At 60.8% G+C, this 15,875-nt stretch carries 13 protein-coding genes; 6 read left to right on the forward strand and 7 right to left on the reverse strand.

From position 1 onward, the window contains the following. The 5 genes from GM79_RS19130 to ffh all read right to left on the reverse strand — a co-directional run. A partial coding sequence (locus GM79_RS19130) for an IS4 family transposase (protein ID WP_035562703.1) occupies positions 1–1,095 on the reverse strand: 1,095 nt, incomplete at its 3' end. Between the two features lie 234 nt (positions 1,096–1,329). Further along, entirely contained in the window at positions 1,330–2,142 is an 813-nt protein-coding gene (locus tag GM79_RS19135; protein WP_051719078.1) for a molybdopterin-dependent oxidoreductase, read from the reverse strand. Between the two features lie 12 nt (positions 2,143–2,154). Then, positions 2,155–2,880, reverse strand: a complete 726-nt coding sequence (locus GM79_RS19140) for a cytochrome b/b6 domain-containing protein (RefSeq protein WP_081867879.1) — start codon at positions 2,878–2,880, stop codon at positions 2,155–2,157. Between the two features lie 293 nt (positions 2,881–3,173). Next, entirely contained in the window at positions 3,174–5,063 is a 1,890-nt protein-coding gene (locus GM79_RS19145) for a CHRD domain-containing protein (protein ID WP_035567137.1), read from the reverse strand. Positions 5,064–5,628: 565 nt separating this feature from the next. Beyond that, on the reverse strand, positions 5,629–6,993 hold the full coding sequence (ffh, locus tag GM79_RS19150; RefSeq protein ID WP_035567138.1) for a signal recognition particle protein: 1,365 nt from the start codon (positions 6,991–6,993) through the stop codon (positions 5,629–5,631). Positions 6,994–7,150: 157 nt separating this feature from the next. On the opposite strand from ffh, the gene GM79_RS19155 reads away from it, so the two are divergent. Beyond that, positions 7,151–8,467: a glycosyltransferase family 4 protein gene (locus tag GM79_RS19155; protein ID WP_235184118.1), complete on the forward strand. Its 1,317-nt coding sequence runs from the start codon at positions 7,151–7,153 to the stop codon at positions 8,465–8,467. Positions 8,468–8,504: 37 nt separating this feature from the next. On the opposite strand, the gene GM79_RS19160 is transcribed toward GM79_RS19155, so the two are convergent. Both GM79_RS19160 and GM79_RS19165 read right to left on the reverse strand, forming a co-directional pair. After that, entirely contained in the window at positions 8,505–9,374 is an 870-nt protein-coding gene (locus GM79_RS19160; protein ID WP_035567139.1) for an SGNH/GDSL hydrolase family protein, read from the reverse strand. Positions 9,375–9,427: 53 nt separating this feature from the next. After that, positions 9,428–10,900, reverse strand: coding sequence for an MBOAT family O-acyltransferase (locus tag GM79_RS19165; protein ID WP_035567140.1), 1,473 nt, complete (start codon positions 10,898–10,900; stop codon positions 9,428–9,430). 282 nt (positions 10,901–11,182) lie between these two features. On the opposite strand from GM79_RS19165, the gene pseB reads away from it, so the two are divergent. The 5 genes from pseB to GM79_RS19190 all read left to right on the forward strand — a co-directional run bounded on the left by pseB (position 11,183) and on the right by GM79_RS19190 (position 15,856). Continuing rightward, positions 11,183–12,202: a UDP-N-acetylglucosamine 4,6-dehydratase (inverting) gene (gene pseB, locus GM79_RS19170; RefSeq protein WP_035567203.1), complete on the forward strand. Its 1,020-nt coding sequence runs from the start codon at positions 11,183–11,185 to the stop codon at positions 12,200–12,202. Positions 12,203–12,276: 74 nt separating this feature from the next. Beyond that, positions 12,277–13,467, forward strand: coding sequence for a UDP-4-amino-4,6-dideoxy-N-acetyl-beta-L-altrosamine transaminase (pseC, locus tag GM79_RS19175; protein ID WP_035567141.1), 1,191 nt, complete (start codon positions 12,277–12,279; stop codon positions 13,465–13,467). Positions 13,468–13,554: 87 nt separating this feature from the next. Beyond that, positions 13,555–14,202 (forward strand): pseudaminic acid biosynthesis-associated methylase, encoded by a 648-nt coding sequence (locus tag GM79_RS19180; protein WP_035567205.1) that lies wholly within the window; start codon positions 13,555–13,557, stop codon positions 14,200–14,202. Continuing rightward, positions 14,202–14,936 (forward strand): cytidylyltransferase domain-containing protein, encoded by a 735-nt coding sequence (locus GM79_RS19185; protein WP_035567142.1) that lies wholly within the window; start codon positions 14,202–14,204, stop codon positions 14,934–14,936. Before GM79_RS19180 ends, GM79_RS19185 begins: the two co-directional genes overlap by 1 nt. Beyond that, positions 14,933–15,856, forward strand: a complete 924-nt coding sequence (locus tag GM79_RS19190) for a class I SAM-dependent methyltransferase (RefSeq protein WP_035567143.1) — start codon at positions 14,933–14,935, stop codon at positions 15,854–15,856. Before GM79_RS19185 ends, GM79_RS19190 begins: the two co-directional genes overlap by 4 nt. The last annotated feature ends 19 nt before the right edge of the window (positions 15,857–15,875 follow it).

Raw genomic sequence — 15,875 nt, forward strand, 5'->3', positions numbered from 1 at the left:
GATTTGATAATAAGTAAGTTGCCGAATAAACCAGTCTAGCAGGGCCATGATTTTACGGGCCACCGGCTCTTGTGGCTGGGCGTGGGGCCGCGTGAGCTGGCGCAACAGATTCAGTCCGTAGCGGCTCAGGCTTGTGGCCCGGCAGCCGTGATTTTTGCGTGGAATGGCCTTGATTTTGCCGTGGGCCATCGTGCCCACGCCCAGACATAGCGCGTAGGCCAGGCTGACCAGAGCCACGAGCTTGCGCAGCTTCTGGTGGCAGCATAAGTGGGTGGCTTCCAGGTTAAAGCCGCGTCCTTTCAGGTTCTGAAAGCACTGCTCAATCGTCCAGCGGCTGGCGTAGAGGCCGCCCAGGTTGCGCAAGCCGGGCGCGGCGAAGAGAAACAGAAACTCCGTGTCGGCCAGCCGCTTGACCCAGACCTGTCCCCAGACCCCAGCCACTTGGCAATGCAGAAAATGCCGCTGCTGCCCTACGGCAAGGCCCAGGGCCGTGACGGCCTGCCGTCGGCCACTAGCAAAGGTGATTTGGTGGTGCTTGGGCAGGCGCATTACAAAAGGCAATTTATTCTTCCGTAGCCAGTTAAGCCAGACATGGCCCACAAACTCCCGGTCCCCCACCACCAGCCCGATGCGGTCGCGGCCCAGCACCTGTACGCAGATTTTGAGCAGGGCAATACGGTCGGCCGCACTGGAGTTCCCGCTGCGGTTGTCGAGCAGTTCCCAATAGAGCGGCAGTTGAAAGTCGCCTCGGCCTACGGTCACGAGCAGGATATTGACCTGGCAGCGGCCGAAGTCCCATTCGGTGCGGTCCAGGCACAGGCGCAGTTTGCCCGTGGCGGGCAGCAAGCGCAGCAGCAGGTGGGCCAGCACCAGATAATTCAGGTCCACCTGCCGAAAAAAGTCCTGAATGCGGGTTTCATTCGAAGCGATTTTCACCGCGTCATTCAGGTGCTGGGCTACCTCGCAAAATTGGACGTTGCGGCTTTTGAGCAGGGCGATAACAAACTGGCTGACAAACTTTTGCCGGGACAGATGGGGCACTAGCTGGACGCGACGCAAAAGCGTCGTAATTTTGGCAATGAGGCTTGGCTTCACGGGGCAGGACGGACAATGGTGTGTAGGAACCCCAAAGGTCGGACTGCCCCGTTTTTATGCCCTAAAGTTTAGTAGGGTAGAGTGCTGCTACGTATAACAAGCGGGCGCGCGTCTGCGACGTGCGCCCGCTCCGTTTTAGTGGTTAGTAGTTTTTAATTATCTGACCAACAACTAGAAAATAACAACCTGTTCGCTTTTGCACGACTACTTAAACTAGTGCGGCTCAAAACCCAATCAGTGCCCGGAATCCCAGTCGTAGCCCTTTTCGGCCCAATAATCATCGGGGCGAGTGTCGGAAAAGGCGATGGTTCCGATTCGCTTCAGGTGCTTGGTACCATACTTGAGCGGCGTTACGAGGCGGAGCGGGGCACCGTGCCCGGCGGTAAGGGGTTGGTCGTTCATTTCGTAGCACAGCAGGGTTTGCGGGTGCAGGGCACTGGGCATGTCCAGGCCCACGTAGTAGGCGTCGTCGGGGGTACGCAGGCCCACGTAGCTGGCCAGCGTTTCGGCTGCACCAGCACGGGCAGCCAAGGGGTAGCGCGCCAGAAAATCACTCAGCCTGGCACCGCCCCAGTGCACCACAATGCTCCAACCCTCTATGCACTTGAGCTCGGTGGTCATGGAGGTTTTGGGGAGGGCTTTGATATCGTCCAGGGTAAATTCCTGGGTGTTCCCGGTAGCAAAGTCCTGCACGCGCAGACGCCAGGTCACGGGGTTCAACTCAGATTTGAGACCCACCTTGCCATTGATTCGCGGCGCGCGGGCACGGCTGCGGGCGAATTCCGGAGCAAGCCGGGTTTCCTTGAAATAGGCGCCAGATAAGCGGCCGTTGGCGTCGAGCACCCGGCGGAGCGGTCCGGCGACGCCTGATTCCTTGGGCTGCGAAATCAGCCAGCTCCAGCCGCCGAGGCCCGCCAGCCCGGCCAGCCCCAGCCCGATAAATGCCCGGCGCGAGCGCTGCCGCGCTTCGGCCAGCACCGCAGCTTCGGGTTGCAGCGGCGCGGGTTGGTGGCCAACCGGATTGGGGGTTGATGATTCGTCAGACATATTTACGAAGGCTTAATTTGACGAGAGGGGGGCATCGGCGGCGGGCAGCGGTGGCGGGCCGGCCGGGAGCGGCTGGGAAGCGGGGTTCACTTCCACGATTTCAAACCCGGCCACCATGGCGCGGAAATTATTCCAGCCCGCCCGCACTACCTGCGCGATGTGCACGATGAAAAACAGCACGTAGCCGATGGTGAGCGCAAAATGGAGGATGCGGGCAAACTCGTAGCCGCCCAGCAGGCCCGTAAGCCAGGCAAACTGCGTGGGCTTGTAGATGGCTAGCCCAGTCAGTACCGACCCCACGCCCATGAGCACGACGCTGGTGTAGGCAATCTGCTGCGCGCCGTTGAACTTGCGCACCGGCAAAGGCCCTTTGCGCAAACCCAAATCGTGCAACGTAACCTGGATGGCTTCTTTGAAGGAGTGGCGGTTGGGCAGCAGGTAGCGCCACTCGCCCGAGAAAATGGTGTAGCCCACGTACAGTACCCCATTAAGGAAGAAAACCCACATTAGCACGAAGTGCCACGCCATGCCCTTGGCCAGCTGGAAAGGAACGTTGAAAGCCTCATAGAACGACTGCGGAAAGAATTTGAACAGCGTGGTATCGCCCCAGCCTAGCCGGTACACGTCGTTGGCCCAGTAAATCCAGAGGCCGCTCCATATCATCAGGCTCAGGACCGGGAAATTCACCCAGTGAAACCAACGAATTGCTAGGGAGTGTTTTTCGATAAGCTGCTTCATAATCAACGAAGTGAAACGTAAACGGACGCAAGGCACGCCTTCCCAAACCGGCTCCTTGTCCCGCTTGACGTTCTTGCTGCCCACTCCTTACACCAACAAAAAAAAGAGGCAACCCAAAGGGATGCCTCTTTCCGTACCAAAACACCTTAAAAAAACTATTCTTTCACGGGAGCAGTAACAACAACTGCGCCAAAAGATTCCTAAGTGGTCGGTTTTTCTTCGAAACCCTCTTGTAGTAAACCGCTTTAATCAAACACTTTAATCATCCGACACAGGCCGTTTTGGCCGTGCGCTTACTCCTTCGCAACCCGCGTCACCAACCTTGTGCTGCCCACTTCCAGGGTTAGCAGATAGATACCAGGGGCAGCGTTGGGCAGCGCCAGCGGCAAGGAATTGGCACCGGGCCGCACCACTACGGTTTGAGTGGCCACGGGCCGGCCCAGCACATCCGTGAAGCGGAGCAGGCCGGTGCCGGCCACGCGGGCCTCGAAAGCCAGGGTTAGGGCGGCAGCGAAGGGGTTGGGGACTACCCCGAAGGAGCCCGCCACCAACGTCACCGGCTGGGTCGACAGGATGGTCTGCAGGTTGCGAGCGCCGCGGAACACCTGCCCGCGGATTTCGCCGCTGGGATTAGCGGCCGTGTGAATGTTAAGGTACACGCTGTCGCGCCGGAACTGGAGCGAGCGACGGGCAGTGAAAGGAGCCGCGTTGTCGTTTTTCCAGTAGCCGTACAGGGCGGTGGGCGCGGTGGCGTTGTCGAAGAAAGGCGTTAGGTTGAAGACCACGCCGCCGGATTGCGTAGCCAGGCCGGTATGAAAGTGGCCCATGGTGGCGGGACCGCTCAGAGCGCCCCACACGCTCATGAAATGGGCGTTGGTTTGGTCGCGGTCGATGCTGACGGTGCCCACGCCGTAGCCGCTGCTCACCACGGGGTTGGGCCGTTCCTGTGCGCCGTTGAGGGAGAAGGTGTAACCTTCGCGCGCCAGGCGCAGCACTTGCCCGCGAATTTCGCCCGCTGGGTTGGCGGCCGTGGTAATCACCACGTTCAGGCCGGTATTGAGCAGGAGGTCAACTATGGCGGGCGTGAGCACAGGAGCCGCAATCCGGAAGAAAACGACATTACCAGTCGTGTTGCCAGCGGCACCCGAAACCACCGGAACGGTAGCCAGCAAATTGGCCACCGTATTAGCCTGGCCGGCCAGCGCGCTGTGAATATTGATGGCCACCGGCGGTCCGCTCAGGCCCGTGTAGGCGACCCGCATGTACACGGTATCGAGGGTGCCGACCAGCCGGCCGGTGGCTACCCCTTTGGCGGCAGAAGCGCTGGCGGGCACCATCTGCGCCCCGTCGAGGCGGGCGTCGAGCGCCAGGGAGTTGGAATCGTTCAGCAGCTGGCCCCGGATTTCGCCGCCACCGTTGGTGGCAGTGTGCACATTAATGTAGATGAGTCCTTGGGTGAGGGACGTGACCACCGCCGCCGTGGGCACAATTTCGCCCTCAATCACATTGCCCGACCGAAACGGCAGCAGGTCCACCACCACGCCGCCGTTGGTGCCGATGGCACCGGTGTGCAGGTGCGTCACGGTGAGGGCGCTACTCAGGTTGTCGAACACCACCTGGAACTTAAGCTTGTCCTGGCTTTGGCTCAACGAAAAAATACCCAGGCCGGTGGCAGGAGTGGTTACGGCCGGATTTTGCTGGCCGCCGGTGAGGTTGGCCACAAAGGCGGCGTCGGTTTCGAGCAAAATCTGGCCCCGAATTTCCCCGCCGGGGTTGGCCGCCGTGTGAATGTTGAGGTAGTAGAGCCCGCGCAGGTATTTGGCGATGCGGTCGGGCGCAATGTCGGCCCCGGTCAGGTAGCCCGAAAGCCGGTTGCCGCGCAGCATGAAGCGCAGGCTGGTCCGGACCGGGCCAGCCACGCCCGCGGCCCCTTCGTGCACGTGCGCATCGGTGATGGGGCCGCTCAGGCCGCTCGCAGCGGCCTGCACAAATAAGGTATCGCGCGTTGCGTTGAGAGTGAAACCGGCCACGCCCTGGCCGTCGGTGGTCACGGCCGGCACTTCCTGAGCCCCGCTCAGGCGGGCCGTGAGCAGCAAATGCGGGCGCAGATGGTCGGCCGAAGCCAGCAGCGGGGTGGCCAGCAGCGCAGCTGCCGAACACAGTCGGAGTATGGTTCTCAACATGATGATTTTGAAAATGGGTTGATGAGGATAACGAAGTCAACGTAGCATTTCATGGCACCACGTTGCCAAAAACTCGCACCTAAGCAATATGGAGGCACACCCTGTTGCTTAGGTACATAGCTAGGACCTCAGTAAGAGCAAAATGTTTGGCGACCCTCGCGCCTTCCCTTTCCCAAGTATTAGCACGGTCGCTGCGCCCTGAGGGCGGTAGCGTTGCTAAATAACTATTCCAAATTGCACACGCAATGCGTTTATCACAGCTTCCTGTTGGTGTGCAAAAAAGCCAATGGCTCAGTCCTTGGCCGCTTTTTGAGCAGATTTAAAACAAGCAGCCCGGACCATCTGGCTCTTGTTCTTACCCCAAAGCTTTTTCCGATTTCCCAGAAGTAACGCAAGGGCCTTTTTTTACTGGCAGCAACTGCCTGAAAAGTGGTAAAGCGGGTAGTCAACCGCGCAAAAAAAGCCCTTCCGACTACATGGTCGGAAGGGCTTTTGAGTTTTGGGTGAGGCAGGACCACGGGTCCGAACTTTTCATCCTTTATTGGCCGAGGCCCGTGACGGCGGCTTAGCGCATCATGCCGCCGGGGCCGCCTTTCATGCCACCCATCATTTTCTGCATCTGAGCCATGCCGCCCTTGGTCTGGCTCATCTTGTTCATGGTGCGCATCATTTTGCGCATGTCGTCGAACTGCTTCATCAGGGCGTTTACCTGCTGAATATCAGTGCCGGAGCCCTTGGCCAGGCGCTTCTTGCGCGAGCCGTTGATGAGGTCGGGATTGGCCCGCTCCTGCTTGGTCATGCTCTTGATGATGGCCTCGACGGGCTTGAAGGCGTCGTCGTCGATTTCCACGTCCTTCATGGCCTTGCTCATGCCCGGAATCATGCCCATCAGGTCCTTGATGTTGCCCATCTTCTTGATTTGCTCCAGCTGGGAGAGGAAGTCGTCGAAGTTGAACTGGTTTTTGCGGATTTTGGCGTTGATGCGCTTGGCTTCGTCGTCGTCGAACTGCATCTGGGCCCGCTCTACCAGCGAAATCACGTCGCCCATGCCCAGGATACGCTGGGCCATGCGGTCGGGATAGAACAGGTCGAGCGCGTCCATCTTCTCGCCCGTCGAGATGAACTTGATGGGCTTTTCCACCACGGCCCGGATGCTGAGGGCCGCGCCGCCGCGCGAGTCGCCGTCGAGCTTGGTGAGCACCACGCCGTCGAAATTCAGCCGGTCGTTGAAGGTTTTGGCGGTGTTCACGGCATCCTGCCCGGTCATGGAATCCACCACGAACAGGGTTTCGCTGGGGTTGATGGCCGCTTTCACGGCTTCAATCTCGCGCATCATCTGCTCGTCCACGGCCAGGCGGCCGGCGGTGTCGATGATGACGACCTTTTTATTGTTCTTCTTAGCGAACTCGATGGCGTTGCGCGAGATTTCGACCGGGTTCTTGTTCTCGACTTCCGAGTACACTTCCACGCCGATTTGCTCGCCCAGCACCTTGAGCTGGTCGATGGCGGCGGGGCGGTACACGTCGCAGGCCACCAGCAGCACGGTGCGGTTCTGCTTCTTCACGTAGTTGGCCAGCTTGCCCGCAAACGTGGTTTTGCCCGAGCCCTGCAGGCCTGAGAGCAGAATCACCGCCGGGTCGCCCTTGATGGTGATGTCCTTTTTTTCGCCGCCCATGAGCTCGGTGAGCTCATCGTACACGATTTTGACCATGAGCTGGCCCGGCGACACGGCCGTGAGCACGTCGCGGCCCATGGCGGCCTCTTTTATTTTATCGGTTACATCCTTGGCAACCTTATAGTTAACGTCGGCATCGACCAGCGCGCGGCGAATTTCCTTGATGGTGGCCGCGACGTTGATTTCCGAGATGCTGCCCTGGCCTTTGAGGGTCTTGATGGCCCGGTCGAGCTTGGTGGAGAGATTATCGAACATGAATCGCTGATTTGGCGCTGATTGAACGGATGAAGATAATTGGGAGACGGCCCGCGGCCGGGGAATCAGGCTGAAGCTGAACCTCAAAAGTAACCACAAATGCCCGAAAACCGGCAAGCGGCGTACCTTCGCGGTCTGCTTTCCGAACCCGCTTTCCGTGCCCGCTCCCGCCCCGCTCCGCCTGCTCGTCATCACCTACTACTGGCCGCCTTCGGGCGGGGCCGGCGTGCAGCGCTGCCTCAAGTTTGTGAAGCATCTGGGCCGCTTCGACGTGGAGGCCACCGTGCTGACCGTGGACCCGGCCCAGGCCACGTACCCGGTGCGCGACGAAAGCCTGCTGGCCGAGGTGCCCGCCGGCGTGCGCGTCATCCGCACCAACACTTCAGAGCCGTTTGAGAGCTACAAGAAACTGACCGGCCGGGCCGTGCCCTACGGCGGCTTTGCCAATGAGGGCAAGCCGGGTTTCATGCAAAAAGTCCTGCGCTTCGTGCGCGGCAACCTATTCATTCCGGACCCGCGCCGGGGCTGGAATCGCCACGCTCTAGCTGCCGTGGAGGAACTGCTGGCCGCCGGCGAAACCTTTGATGCCGTGCTCACTTCCTCGCCGCCGCACTCCACCCAGCTCATCGGCCTGGAGCTAAAAAAACGGTTCGGGCTGCGCTGGCTGGCCGACATGCGCGACCCCTGGACCGACATTTATTATTACAAAGACCTGCATCACACGCCGCTGGCCGCCTGGCTCGATGCCCGCTATGAGCAGCAGGTCCTCACCCAGGCCGATGCCGTGCTGGTGACCTCGCCCGAAACCAAGCGGCTGTTTCTGGCCAAGCTGCCCACGCTGCCCACCGCCAAGTTCCACGTGCTGCCCAACGGCTACGACGAGTCGGATTTCCAGGAGCAGTCCGCACCGCCCGCTGATTGCCTGCGCATTACTCACACGGGCACCATCACGGAACTGTACCACATTGGCCACCTGCTGGAAGCCCTGGCCGCCTGCGCGGCCCGCCACCCCGAAGTGCCGCTGCGCCTGCGCTTCGTGGGCCAGGTATCGGCTGGGCTGCGCGAGCAGGTGGAGAAGGCTGGACTCCTTGAGATGACAGAGTTTTTACCTTTTGTCCCGCACGACGAATCAATTCGGCACCTGCTGAGTGCCTCGGCCCTGCTGATGGCCATCCCAGACGTGCCGCGCAACTTCGGGATTTTGCCGGGCAAAGTATTCGAATACCTGGCCGCGAACAAGCCGATTCTCTGCGTGGGCCCGGCCGGGTCCGACGCCGACAACCTGCTCCAGGAGTGTGCCGCCGGACAGGCCCTCCCCTACGACGATTTCGCCCTGATGCTGGAGACCCTGGAAGGCCTCTTTGCCCAATGGCGCATCAACCCCAACCTGGACCTGCCGGCAATCAGCCACAAACGGTACTCGCGGGTGGAATTGACCGGGAAACTGGCGGAAATTGTGAGCGCCCGAAGATAGCAAGCCCGTTTCCCATCATGTAAACGCTGAAGTACAGCTACCAGAGCTTCTTCAAGTCCTCGGCCAGCTGCTGGCTGAATGCTTTGCTGGCGGCCTTTTGCAGGTGGTTACCATCGGTGGTGGCGTAGGGCTGCGCGCTGTAATCGAGGTACGGCACCGCCGAAGTAGCCGCCAGCCGCCGCATAAGCTGGTCGAAACCGGGCTGGTAGGTTTGCTCCAGTTGGAGCAGGCCGGGCCCCACCGGCAGGCGCACCACGTACACCCGGCCGTGCTGCTTCAGGAGCTGAATGGTTTGGCGCAGGGCCTGCAACCGGCCCGCCGAGAGGTGCTGCGCGGCGGCCAGGCGGCGGTAATCCAGCAGCTTGCGGGCGGTGCGGGCCCGTACCTGGGCACTGTCGGTGCCGATGTTCACTTCCAGCCAGCCGTCGGGGTGCAGGCGCTCGGTGGCAGTGGCATAGTCCAGTAGCAGGCGGTAGAGCGGTTTGGTCTGGAAGCGGGCCAGGTACGCCAGATTGGGATTTTGGCTCACCTCGTCGAGCTGACCGATGAAGGAATTATCTTCCGGGAAGGCACCTTCCGGGCCGGTCAGGGACAAGGACCACGGGTCGACGGCCACGATGAAAAGGCCATTTTTAGCATCGGGACGAAGCTTGAGCGTGATGCTGCGCAAATAAGCGGGGCCGTAGGGCGAGTGCGTGAGCGTGAAAGCATAATTCAGCAGCGGGCCCTCAAACCTACTGCCCAGTCCGGCTGCCAGCACGGCGGGCTGAATGCCCTGCGCAGCCCGCGATGTGCCAACGATGAGCCCGCCGGCCGGAGGGCTGGTAAAGCGGCCGTAAAACGCATCGACGCGCCCTCCCAGTACCACTGGCCCCAGCAAAAGCAGGCCCACGCCGCTCACCACCACCAGCAGCAGCAGGCGGAAAATCAGGCGCCATCCGGCAGGTGAGAGCGAGGGTTTCAGAACTGAAAGTAGATAAAGGAGGTGCTGTTGAAAACGCCCAGGTACAGCGTCAGGAGCGCGAGGGCCGCGTAGCCGGTCCAGCGCACGCCAAACGGCTGCGCGGCCACCCACGCCTGCAGGCTGCGGTGGCGGCCAAAGTACTCCACCCCCAGCATCAGGCAAACGGCGAAGGCTACGATTGCCAGCTCGGGGCGGTAGTGCTGCGAAAAGTCCAGCAGCAGCGTGGCCACCTGCCGCCCGTCGAGGCCGCCCCAGCCGCTGCCCAGGTGCTGGCTGATGAACACGGCATCAGCCAACGAATTGGCCCGGAAAAACACCCAGGCATACGCCACCAGCCCAAACGTGACCCCGACGCCCAGCACCCGCCGCAAGCCCGGCCGGGCCGCCAGCCCCGTAAGTTGGGCCAGCCACTCGCGAGCCGGCCGCGCCCAGATGCTAGCCACCAGATACAGGCCGTGCAAGCCACCCCAGACCAGAAACGTCCAGTTGGCGCCGTGCCAGAGGCCACTGATGAGAAAAACGGCCATCAGGTTGCCGTAGGCCCGGACCGGCGCCACGCGGCTGCCGCCCAGCGGAATGTACACGTAGTCGCGGAACCAGCCCGAGAGCGAAATATGCCAGCGCCGCCAGAATTCCGGCACCGAGGCCGACAAGTAAGGCTGCCGGAAATTGAGGTTAAAATCGAAGCCCAGCACGCGGGCCGCGCCACGGGCCATGTCGGTGTAGCCCGAAAAGTCGCCGTAAATCTGGAAGGTGAAGGCCAGCGTGGCCAGCAGCAGCACCGGGCCCTCGGGGTGTTCGCGCGGATTGTTGAACACCGGGTTGACCAGCAGCGCCAGCCGGTCGGCCACCACCACTTTCTTGAACAAGCCCCAGGCCATCAGGCGCAGGCCGCTCACCACCCGGCCGTAATCGAAGGGATGCGTGCGGCGGAACTGGGGCAGCATGTGGGTGCCGCGCTCAATAGGCCCGGCCACAAGCTGCGGAAAGAACGCCACGAACAGCGCAAACCGACCCAGATTCCGCTCGGCCTCCAGACGGCCCTGGTACACATCAATAATATAGCCCACCGACTGGAACGTGTAGAACGACACGCCCACCGGCAGCAGCAGCTCGAACGCCGGCAGCACCGTGGCCGGCAAATCCAGGGTCCCGGCCACTTGCACGGCCGTATCCCGAAAGAAATTGAAGTACTTGAAAACGAACAGCGTACCCAGGTTGCTCACCAGGCTCAGGTAGAGGTAGGGCCGGCGGGCCTGCTTGCTGGGCAACTGGCTCATGCGGTAGCCGCTGTAGTAGTCGACCAGCGTGGTGGCCAGCAGCAGCAGCGCGTAGGCCGCCCGCCAGCTCATGTAGAAATAGTAGCTGGCCAGCAGCAGCAGAGCGCCGCGCCAGCGCGGCGCCAGGCCATAATAAAGCCCGACGATTATCGGGAAGAACACCAGAAAATGAAGGGAATTGAATAGCATTCGAACGCGCGGAAGCAGCTCCGGGGGCCAAAGGTCGGGAGTAAGGGCCATTTCCGGGCTGGAATTAAGCAACCGACTTTCCGACGAGTTTTCTCGCAGAGGTTCGCGGAGGTAAAACGCAGAGGTCCGCAGAGATTGCTGTCTGTCCTCCGCGAACCTCTGCGTTTTACCTCTGCGAACCTCTGCGAGAAACAACCGTGCATAAGTCCTATCAGTGTATCGGCCGCCTCGTAGCCCCACATTCCACTACTTTTGCAGTCCTGTTTCGGCTTTTCTATTTTCATGGCGCTCGACCTCAACCACAAATCCATCCTCGTTACCGGCGGCACCGGCTCCTTCGGCAAGCAATTCGTCCGCACGGTTTTCGAGAAATTCCCAGAGGTAAAACGCCTCGTAGTGTTCTCGCGCGACGAGCTGAAGCAGTACGAAATGAGCCAGGAGTTCAGCCCCGCCAACTACCCGGCCATCCGCTATTTCATTGGCGATGTGCGCGATGAGCAGCGCCTGCACCGGGCCTGCGAGGGCATCGACATCGTGATTCACGCCGCTGCCCTCAAGCAGGTGCCCGCCGCCGAGTACAACCCGATGGAGTGCATCAAAACCAATATTTTTGGGGCCGAAAACGTCATTAATGCCGCTCTGGATTGCGGCGTGAAGGAAGTGGTGGCCCTGAGTACCGACAAAGCTGCGGCGCCCATCAACCTCTACGGCGCCACCAAGCTGTGCTCCGACAAGCTGTTTGTGGCGGCCAACAACATGAAAGGCAAGCGCGACCTGCGCTTTTCGGTGGTGCGCTACGGCAACGTAATTGGCTCGCGCGGCTCGGTGGTGCCGTTTTTTATGCAGCAGCGCAGCACCGGCGTGCTCCCCATCACCCACCCCGACATGACGCGCTTCAACATTTCGCTCGAAGAAGGCGTCGATTTGGTGCTTTATGCGCTGGAGCATTCCTGGGGCGGGGAGATTTTCGTCCCCAAAATCCCGAGCTACAAAATCACGGAAGTGGCCCGCGCCATCGGCCCGGACTGCGAACAAAAGATTGTGGGCATCCGCCCCGGCGAGAAGCTGCACGAGGCCATGATTACCGAAACCGACGCCCTGAGCACCGTCGAGCTGGACCGCTACTACGTCATCCTGCCATCGATGCCGACCTGGGACGTGGACAAATTCATTCAGCACTTCAACGGCAAGCGCGTGCCGCTGGGCTTCCAGTACGACTCGGCCAACAACGAAGAATGGCTGAATGCCGAGCAGATTCGCGAGGAAATCCGCCGACATGTCGATGCCGATTTCCAAGCATAATTTTTTCAAGCTATTTAGCTGACATCTGTTGGCTAATAGCTGTTTTCAAGTAACAAGCTAACAGCTACCAGCCAATGGCTAACAGCTTATCAATTCCCACCCGCCCCCTGCCCTACGGCCGCCAGCATATCACCGACGCTGATATTGCGGCGGTCACAGCCGCCCTGCAAAGTGATTACCTGACCCAGGGCCCGATAGTGGCCGAGTTCGAAAAGCAGTTTGCGGCCTACGTGGGCGCCCAATACGCCGTGGCCGTGAGCAACGGCACGGCTGCCCTGCACCTGTGCGCCCTGGCGCTCGATGTACAGCCCGGCCAGCGCGTTATCACCACGCCGCTCACATTTGCGGCCTCGGCCAACTGCGTGCGCTACTGCGGCGGCGAAGTGCACTTTGCCGACATTGACCCGGCCACGGGTCTGATTGATTTGGCCAAGGTTCGGGCCTTGCTCGAAACCCGCCCGAAGGGTTATTTTACGGGGCTGATTCCGGTGGATTTTGCCGGGCTGGCCGTGGATTTGGAAGCCGCCCGAACTCTGGCCGACGAGTTTGGTCTTTGGGTTATTGAGGATTCCTGCCATTCCCCCGGCGGTTTTTTCCTCGACTCCCAGGGCCGGGAGCAGCAGTGCGGCAACGGCAGCTTTGCCGATTTGGCCATCTTCAGCTTCCACCCCGTGAAGCATATTGCCACCGGCGAGGGCGGCATGATTACCACCAACGACGAGCGACTGTTTCAGCGCCTGCTGCGCCTGCGCACCCACGGCATCACCCGCGACCCGGCCGACCTGCTGCGCGAGGCCGACGGCGGCTGGTACATGGAAATGCAGGAGCTGGGCTACAACTACCGCCTGGCCGACCTCAACTGCGCCCTCGGCCTGAGCCAGCTCGCCCGCGCCGACCAAGGCCTGGCCCGGCGCCGCCAGCTGGCCGCCCGCTACGACGACGCCTTTGCCCAAACGCCCGGCGTAACGCCCCTCGCGCCCGGCCGCCCCGGCCACGCCTACCACCTCTACGTCATCCAGATAGCCGACCGCAAAGGTCTCTACGACTTCCTCAAAACCCGCCAGATTTTCGCGCAGGTGCACTACATTCCCGTGCACCGCATGCCGTATTACGAAGGACTAGGCTGGCGGGCCGGCGACTTCCCCGAAGCCGAAAAATACTACGCCCATTGCCTGAGCATTCCGCTCTTTCCCACCCTCACCGACGAGGAGCAGGACTATGTGGTGGCAAGCATCAACGAGTTTTCAACTCGAATCAAAAATTAAAAATGAAGAATTAAAAACCCGGAATTGCACCTTACGCACACTGGACCCACTCATTTTTAATTTTTAATTCTTAATTCTTAATTGACTTTGCACACCCAACAAGAAGACTTCTGGTCCGGCGATTTTGGCCGCGAATACACCGACCGTAACTCCCGCCCGCTGGACGAGTGGAACGCGTTTTACCGCGGCATTTTCGGGCACACCAAGCTGGAGATGAACGCCGAATTCCTGGGCGACCTGCCCCGCGACGCCCGGATTCTGGAAGTGGGCTGCAATACCGGCATGCAGTTGGTGGGCCTGCAAGCCGCTGGCTTTGACAACCTCTACGGCGTCGAGCTTCAGCCCTACGCCGTGGAGAAAGCCCGCGAGTTTGTGCGCGGCGTGAACATCCTGCAAGGCAGCGGCTTCGACTTGCCCTTCAAAGACAACTACTTTGATGTGGTATGCACCAACGGCGTGCTCATTCACATTGCCCCGGCCGACTTGCCCCGCATCATGGCCGAGATGGTGCGCTGCTCGCGCCGCTACCTCATGGGCTTCGAGTACTACGCGCCGGAAACCACGTCCATCCCCTACCGCGGCAACGAAGGCTTCCTCTGGAAAGCCAATTTCGCCCAGCTTTTCCTGGATAATTTCCCGGAGTTGCGTTTAGTGAAACAGCAGCTGTACCCCTACGTGAACGAGGCCGAGCGCGGCAACCAGGACGTAATGTTTATGCTCGAAAAAACGGTCTGATGCAGCGCGCCGGCATTATTTCGCAGGTGCGGATGGGCAGTACGCGGCTGCCGGGCAAGGTGCTGCTGCCCGCCGCCGGGCGGCCCCTGCTCGATTACCACGTGGCCCGACTGCGCCAAAGCGGCCTGCCCGTGCTGCTGGCCACCACCACCGAGCCGGCCGACAATGAGCTGGCCGCCTACGCCGAAGCGCACGCCCTGCCCTGCCACCGGGGCAGCGAAACCGACGTACTGGCCCGCTACTTCGAAACGGCCCAGCGCTTCGGGCTCGATGCCATCGTGCGCGTCACCAGCGACTGCCCGCTCGTGGACGGCCACCTGATTGGGGCCGCCGTAGCCCGCTACCTGGCCGAGGACAACCCACTGGCATACCGCTCCAATGCCATCGTCCGCACCTTTCCGCGGGGGCTTGATTTTGAGATTTTTTCCATGCAAATGCTGGCCGAGGCCCACGCCAACGCCACGTCGCCCTACGAGCGGGAGCACGTCACGCCCTACCTCAAGGCCAACCCGGCCACGGCCGGCCGCGTGGTTTACCGCAACGAGGTGTGGCCGGGCGGCGATTTCAGCCGCTTCCGCATCACCCTGGACACGGCCGAAGACTACGCCGTGCTGCGCGCCCTGATTGAGCAGCACGGAGCGGCTGATTTGGGCGCCGCTGACCTGCTCAGCCTGTTGGCGGCCCACCCCGAAATCATGGCTCTGAACGCCCACATCGAGCAAAAAACCGCATGACCTTGCCCGATTCCCTGCGCCTGAACACGTATGGTTTTTACGAAATCAGCGAAAAACCTGCGCCGGAAGCTTTGCAGAAATATTATGAGCAACGCTACTATCAGGAGGCGCTAACCACCTATACGTCAGTATATTCACCCGAAGAGCAGGAGCACTTTACTGGCATGCTGCGCCTGCGTCACTGGGTGCTGGAAAATCTACCCACGGCAGCCGCAATTCCGGGCGAACCGCTACCCAAGGCCGCATCCTGCTCGCAGCGATTTCTTGATATTGGCTGCGGGGAAGGCTGGGCGCTGGCTTATTTCAAGCATCAGCAATGGGAAGTAACCGGCTTGGATTTCAGCAACTTCGCCCTCGCGCAGTTCCATCCCGATTTACTACCCCACCTGCGCACCGGCGACTTATTTGAGAGCCTGCGTCAGCTCGTGGCGGAAGGGCAGCGCTTCGAGATATTATGGCTGGATAACGTGCTGGAGCACGTGCTGGAACCGGCCGAGCTGCTGCGCTTGTGCCGCCAGCTGGTGGCGCCGGGCGGAGCCCTATTGGTCGACGTGCCCAACGATTTTTCGGCCCTGCAACAGCATGCGCTCAGCACCGGAGCCATTGACCGCCCTTTCTGGGTGGTCCTGCCCGACCACCTCTCCTACTTTAATGCAAACGGCCTGCGCAACCTGGCCGAGGACACCGGCTGGCAGGTTGCCCGGCTGCTGGGCGACCACCCCATCGACTTCAACCTGCTCACTCCACACAGCAACTACGTGATGAACCGCGCAGTAGGTAAGGCGGCGCACCAGGCCCGCGTTGCGCAGGACAATTTCTTACTGCGTACGGCACCGTTGCCAGCCATTGCTACTTATTACGAAGCGCTAGCCGGTATGGGGATGGGCCGCAGCATTGTTGCATTTTTGCAGCCGGTTTAAAGTAGTGAGCCATGAGCTA

This window comes from Hymenobacter sp. IS2118, from assembly GCF_000715495.1.
Taxonomy (GTDB): Bacteria; Bacteroidota; Bacteroidia; order Cytophagales; family Hymenobacteraceae; genus Hymenobacter.

Excerpts from the sequence above, each read along its gene's own strand:
- GM79_RS19135 (WP_051719078.1), bottom strand. The coding sequence starts at position 2,142 with ATGTCTGACGAATCATCAACCCCCAATCCGGTTGGCCACCAACCCGCG.
- GM79_RS19140 (WP_081867879.1), bottom strand. The coding sequence starts at position 2,880 with ATGAAGCAGCTTATCGAAAAACACTCCCTAGCAATTCGTTGGTTTCAC.
- GM79_RS19145 (WP_035567137.1), bottom strand. The coding sequence starts at position 5,063 with ATGTTGAGAACCATACTCCGACTGTGTTCGGCAGCTGCGCTGCTGGCC.
- ffh (WP_035567138.1), bottom strand. The coding sequence starts at position 6,993 with ATGTTCGATAATCTCTCCACCAAGCTCGACCGGGCCATCAAGACCCTC.
- GM79_RS19165 (WP_035567140.1), bottom strand. The coding sequence starts at position 10,900 with ATGCTATTCAATTCCCTTCATTTTCTGGTGTTCTTCCCGATAATCGTC.
- pseB (WP_035567203.1), top strand. The coding sequence starts at position 11,183 with ATGGCGCTCGACCTCAACCACAAATCCATCCTCGTTACCGGCGGCACC.
- pseC (WP_035567141.1), top strand. The coding sequence starts at position 12,277 with ATGGCTAACAGCTTATCAATTCCCACCCGCCCCCTGCCCTACGGCCGC.
- GM79_RS19185 (WP_035567142.1), top strand. The coding sequence starts at position 14,202 with ATGCAGCGCGCCGGCATTATTTCGCAGGTGCGGATGGGCAGTACGCGG.
- GM79_RS19190 (WP_035567143.1), top strand. The coding sequence starts at position 14,933 with ATGACCTTGCCCGATTCCCTGCGCCTGAACACGTATGGTTTTTACGAA.